This is a genomic window from Streptomyces sp. NPDC006450, assembly GCF_040612195.1.
In the GTDB taxonomy this organism is placed as follows: domain Bacteria; phylum Actinomycetota; class Actinomycetes; order Streptomycetales; family Streptomycetaceae; genus Streptomyces.
Window position 1 is genome coordinate 1 of the sequence record NZ_JBEXPT010000211.1, and the last position, 5,303, is coordinate 5,303.

At 71.8% G+C, this 5,303-nt stretch carries 6 protein-coding genes; 1 reads left to right on the forward strand and 5 read right to left on the reverse strand.

Going from position 1 to position 5,303, the window contains the following annotated elements; all coding sequences use genetic code 11:
- Window positions 1-90: 90 nt before the first annotated feature.
- From ABZY57_RS31780 to ABZY57_RS31800, 5 genes are all read right to left on the reverse strand, one after another.
- Window positions 91-789, reverse strand: coding sequence for a DUF4191 domain-containing protein (locus ABZY57_RS31780; protein ID WP_356517856.1), 699 nt, complete (start codon window positions 787-789; stop codon window positions 91-93).
- Between the two features lie 10 nt (window positions 790-799).
- Complete coding sequence (locus tag ABZY57_RS31785; protein WP_266909348.1) at window positions 800-997, reverse strand: hypothetical protein; 198 nt, start codon at window positions 995-997, stop codon at window positions 800-802.
- A gap of 235 nt (window positions 998-1,232) precedes the next feature.
- Window positions 1,233-2,183: a lipoyl synthase gene (gene lipA / locus ABZY57_RS31790; RefSeq protein ID WP_356517858.1), complete on the reverse strand. Its 951-nt coding sequence runs from the start codon at window positions 2,181-2,183 to the stop codon at window positions 1,233-1,235.
- Between the two features lie 110 nt (window positions 2,184-2,293).
- Window positions 2,294-3,091, reverse strand: a complete 798-nt coding sequence (lipB, locus tag ABZY57_RS31795; protein WP_356517860.1) for a lipoyl(octanoyl) transferase LipB — start codon at window positions 3,089-3,091, stop codon at window positions 2,294-2,296.
- 88 nt (window positions 3,092-3,179) lie between these two features.
- Entirely contained in the window at window positions 3,180-3,521 is a 342-nt protein-coding gene (locus ABZY57_RS31800) for a hypothetical protein (RefSeq protein ID WP_356517862.1), read from the reverse strand.
- A gap of 173 nt (window positions 3,522-3,694) precedes the next feature.
- Between ABZY57_RS31800 and ABZY57_RS31805 the strand changes: the two genes are divergently transcribed.
- On the forward strand, window positions 3,695-5,164 hold the full coding sequence (locus tag ABZY57_RS31805) for a regulator (protein WP_356517864.1): 1,470 nt from the start codon (window positions 3,695-3,697) through the stop codon (window positions 5,162-5,164).
- Window positions 5,165-5,303: the final 139 nt, after the last annotated feature.

Here is a 5,303-nt window from a genome sequence, read left to right on the forward strand (position 1 = left end):
GCCGTCTCCCCGTTCCACCCCCCGGGGGGGGGGCGCGGCCCGCCCGCCCCCCCCCGCCCCCCCCCCTCTGTGTCGTATACGAAAAGCGGATCAGCGCATCTTTCCGCCGCGCGGCATGCGCATCCCCTTGGGCATCGGGCCCTTCGGGATGGGCATGTTGCTCAGCAAGTCGCCCATGGCCCGCAGCTTGTCGTTGACCTGGGTGATCTGGGGGCCGGAGAGCACGCGGGGCAGCTTCATCAGGGTCGTACGGACCTTCTTGAGCGGCACCTCGCCCTGGCCCGTGCCCACGATGAAGTCGTGGACCGGGATGTCGGGCATGATCCGGGCCAGCTTCTTCTTCTCGTTCGCGAGCATCGGCTTCACCCGGTTCGGGTTGCCCTCGGCGATCAGGACCACGCCCGCCTTGCCCACGGCACGGTGGACGATGTCCTGCTGCTTGCTCATCGCGACGGCGGGGGTGGTGCTCCAGCCCCTGCCCACGTTGTCCAGTACGGCCGCGGCCGCGCCCGGCTGTCCCTCCATCTGTCCGAAGGCGGCCGTCTCGGCTCGCCGTCCGAAGATGATCGCCATCGCCAGGAACGCCACCAGGAAGCCCAGGATGCCCAGGTACACCGGGTGGTCGATCAGGAAGCCGATCGCAAGAAAGACACCAAAGGTGACGATTCCCACGCCCGCGACGATCAGACCGACCTTCGGGTCGGCCTTGCGCGTCATCTTGTACGTCAGGGCGATCTGCTTCAGTCGCCCGGGGTTCGCAGCAGTCTCTGCGTTTGACTTCCTCGCCATGCAGCGAAGTTTACGTGGCCTTCTCGGTCCGGGTCGCCGCGGCCTCGAGTACGTGCTCGGTTTCGACCCGGTCCTGGGCCCTGCGGCGGTCCTCGAGGACGGCCGTCCAGGCGTTCCGGCGGGCGCCGCTCATGAGCAGCGACTCCAGGCCGCGGACGGCGTCGGTGAAGGACGGGATGGCGATGGCGCGTACGGGCGCGGCCTGCATGGTGTCGACCCTTTCACGGAGCTCACGTCGGGGGTTGCCAAGCGTGTGTGCGGTGCGTCGAACAATCGTCACTGACTGGTGTTACCAGGGGATGACCGACTGGTCAAACAGTGATGAAACCTTGATGCGGCCCACCAGGACTCCCACTGGAGAGAGCCTAGGGGCCGCATCGGTGCGGTGTTACCCGTAAGTAAGACTTTGTGCGCGAGTTCACATACCACCCGCATCACGCGCCTCAGACGGTCGCGCTGCGCTTCTCCATCGCCTGCTGGTAGAGACGGCCGGCGCGGTACGAGGACCGGACGAGCGGGCCGGACATGACGCCGGAGAAACCGATCTCCTCGGCCTCCTGAGCCAGCTCCACGAACTCGGCCGGCTTCACCCAGCGCTCGACGGGGTGGTGGCGCGGCGAGGGCCGCAGGTACTGCGTGATGGTGATGAGCTCGCAGCCCGCCTCGTGGAGGTCCTTCAGCGCCTGGCTGACCTCCTCGCGCTCCTCGCCCATGCCCAGGATCAGGTTGGACTTGGTGACGAGGCCGTAGGCCCGCGCCCGGGTGATGACGTCCATCGAGCGCTCGTAGCGGAAGCCGGGGCGGATCCGCTTGAAGATGCGCGGCACCGTCTCGATGTTGTGGGCGAAGACCTCGGGGCGGGAGGCGAAGACCTCTTCCAGCAGCTCCGGGACCGCGTTGAAGTCCGGGGCCAGCAGCTCGACCTTGGTGTGGCCGCTCTCGCGGCCCGCCGTCTGCTGGTGGATCTGGCGCACGGTCTCCGCGTAGAGCCAGGCTCCGCCGTCCGCCAGGTCGTCGCGCGCGACGCCCGTGATGGTGGCGTAGTTCAGGTCCATGGTGACCACGGACTCGCCGACGCGGCGGGGCTCGTCGCGGTCCAGCGCCTCGGGCTTGCCCGTGTCGATCTGGCAGAAGTCGCAGCGCCGGGTGCACTGGTCGCCACCGATGAGGAAGGTGGCCTCGCGGTCCTCCCAGCATTCGTAGATGTTCGGACAGCCGGCTTCCTGGCACACCGTGTGCAGTCCTTCGCCCTTCACCAGGGCCTGCATCTTGGTGTACTCGGGGCCCATCTTCGCCCGGGTCTTGATCCACTCGGGCTTGCGCTCGATGGGGGTCTGGGCGTTACGGACCTCGAGGCGCAGCATCTTGCGTCCGTCGGGTGCGACTGCGGACACGACCGGCTCCCTGTGACTTCGATTCTTCGGCGCCCACCAGGGTACGCCCGTAATTTCATACGCTCTTACGTCGGCCAACCTGCGGGGTGCCCGACCCATTCCCCCGGGGGCTAGCCGGCGGCCGGCTCTATCGCGCGGGGCCGCAGCTCCGCCTGCTCCAGGACGTCCTTCAGGTGCCGTTCGATCACCGGCAGCACGTCGGCGATGGTGATCTCGCGGCCCAGCTCGTAGGAGAGCGAGGTCACACCGGCGTCCCGGATCCCGCAGGGGACGATCCGGTCGAACCAGGTGTTGTCGGGGTTCACGTTGATCGCGAATCCGTGCATCGTGACGCCCTTGGCGACCCGGATGCCGATGGCGGCGAGCTTGCGGTCCTCGCGGCGCTGGCCGGCGTTGGACGGGGCGTACTCGGGGCCGTTCAGCCGGGGGTCGAACTCCTCGTCGTGCAGCCTCGGGTCGAGGTCCAGCGAGAGGCCGCCGATCTTCGGGCGCTCCTCCACGGGGTCGCCGAGCACCCAGACCCCGCTGCGTCCCTCGACGCGGGTGGTCTCCAGGCCGAACTCGGCGGCCGTGCGGATCAGCGCGTCCTCCAGGCGGCGGACGTGGGCGACCACGTCCACGGGGCGGGGCAGCTTCATGATCGGGTAGCCGACCAGCTGGCCCGGGCCGTGCCAGGTGATCTTGCCGCCGCGGTCCACGTCCACGACGGGCGTGCCGTCGAGCGGGCGCTCGTTCTCGGCGGTGCGCCGGCCGGCCGTGTAGACCGGCAGGTGCTCCAGCAGCAGGCAGGTGTCCTCGATCTCGTCCGCGAAGCGGGCCGCGTGCACCCGGCGCTGCTCTTCCCAGGCCACCGTGTACTCGACGGCCTCCGGGCCGAAGCCCATGCGGACAAACCCAAGCTCAGCCACCGCGGCGCCTCCTCGTTGAACCTGCCGACGAACTTGCTGTGTGCACCTATCGCACCAGGCAAGGGTACGGCGGCCCCAGCGCTCCCCGTCAGGCGCCCGTCCCGGGCACCGCCCACACCCCGGGATCCGGGGGTCCGGGCAGCTGTTTCGGCCGCCTGCGGCCCTTCGGCGGCCGGTCCGGGTCCTCGTCCGCCCGGGGCAGCCGGCGATGCCCTTCGGTGTGGTCGTTCACCCAGCCGCAGACCCCGCACGCGTAGCGCCCGTCCAGACCCGCGATGTAGGTCCCGCACCGCCGGCACTCCGCCTCGGTCAGCTCGGGCGCGGCCAGCTCGGGCACGTGCGGCGGGGCCGTGGACTCTGCGTGGCTGCCGGCGCCGTCGGGGCGCTCGCAGCTCGCGGGGGGAGGCTCCCCGGGGGGCCGGCGGGTCATGGGGCGCAGCGTACGCGGGTGAAGGGGGTCGGTCCGTAAAGAGACCCACCGGTTCTGCACACGATCGGATGAATGTGGGACAGAGAGGGCGGTACAGGCGAGGTTCGCCGCTACATTCACGCCGTTCACAGGGCCGGGACTCCGGTCCGTCACGTCAGGAGACCGTGGAGCCGATGACGGAACGACCTGCCCAGCGTGTCCCCAACCGGCAGCTCTCGGCACTGATCGCCGAGGCCGGGTTCTCCAACGCCGGGCTCGCCCGCCGTGTCGACCAGCTCGGTCTGGAGCACGGTCTCGATCTGCGGTACGACAAGACCTCCGTGACCCGCTGGCTGCGCGGGCAGCAGCCGCGCGGCACCACCCCGGCGCTGATCGCGGAGGTGTTCACCCGGCGCCTGGGGCGGCGGCTGTCGGCCCAGGACCTGGGCCTGGACGCGTGCGCCCCGGTGTACGCGGGGCTGGAGTTCGCGGCCACCCCCGAGGAGGCCGTCGACATCGCGAGCGGGCTCTGGCGCAAGGACTCCGGTTCGCACGCCGAGCTGCGCAAGATCGCCTTCACCCCGGCCGGGCTGGTGGTGCCCAGCCGGGACTGGCTGATCGGGCGGGCCGACGAACGGGTCGGCCGGGGCGCGGAGCAGGCCGCGGCGCGCGTTCCCGAACAGAGCCGTCCCGAACAGAACCGTCCGCTGCCCGGCCGGACCTCGGTGCCCCGGCAGCGGCAGATCGACCGCGGTCCCGGGCAGCGGGTGACGGGCGGTGACATCGCGGCGCTCAGATCCGTGGGCGAGCTGTTCCGCACCCTGGACCACGCCTACGGAGGCGGCCATGCCCGCCAGGCCCTGGTGCGGTACCTGGAGCACGAGGCCGAGCCGATGCTGCGCGGCACCTACGGGGAGACCACCGGGCGCCGGCTGTTCTCCGCCGCCGCCGATCTGACCCGGCTCGCGGGCTGGACCTCGTACGACATCGCCGCGCACGGGCTCGCCCAGCGGTACTTCGTCCAGGCGCTGCGCCTGGCCCAGGCCGCCGGGGACCGGCCGTACGGGGCGTACGTGCTGATCACGATGAGCCGGCAGGCGGTCTACCTCGGCCACGGCCGGGAGGCGGTGCAGCTGGCCCGGGTGGCCCAGCAGGGCGTCGGCTCCGGGCCGCCGCCGGTGGTGCAGGCGCTGCTGCACTCGGCGGAGGCGCGCGGGCACGCGGTGCTCGGGGAGGTCAGGGCGTCGACGGCCTCGCTGGTGCGGGCCGAGCGGGCGCTCGGCGCGGCCCGGCCGGGGGACGACGTACCGCACTGGGCGCGGGACTACGACGAGGCGCAGCTCGCGGACGAGTTCGGGCACTGCCACCGGGACCTCCAGCAGTACCGGGCCTCGGCGCAGCACGCGGAGCGGTCCTTGCAGCTGCGGGCGCCCTCGTACGCGCGCTCGCGGCTGTTCTGCCGGGTGGTGCTGGCCACGGCGCGGCTGGGGCTGGGCGAGCTGGACCAGGCGTGCGCGCTGGGCGCGGAGGCGGCGCAGCAGGCGATGGAGATGCGGTCGGTGCGGGCGGTGGAGTACGTACGGGACTTCGAGCGGCGGCTGGAGCCGTACCGGGACGCGGCGGCGGTGCGGGGGTACCGGGACCGGGTGGCCGCGCTGTCCTGACCCTGCGGGTCGGCTGCGGGGGCGCAGGGGCTGCGCCCCGGGCCCCGGTGGCTGCGCCGTGGTGCCCCGGCGGGTCCGCTCCCGGGGCTCCGCCCCGGACCCCGCGCCTCAAACGCCGGCGGGGCTGGTTCTCCCAGCC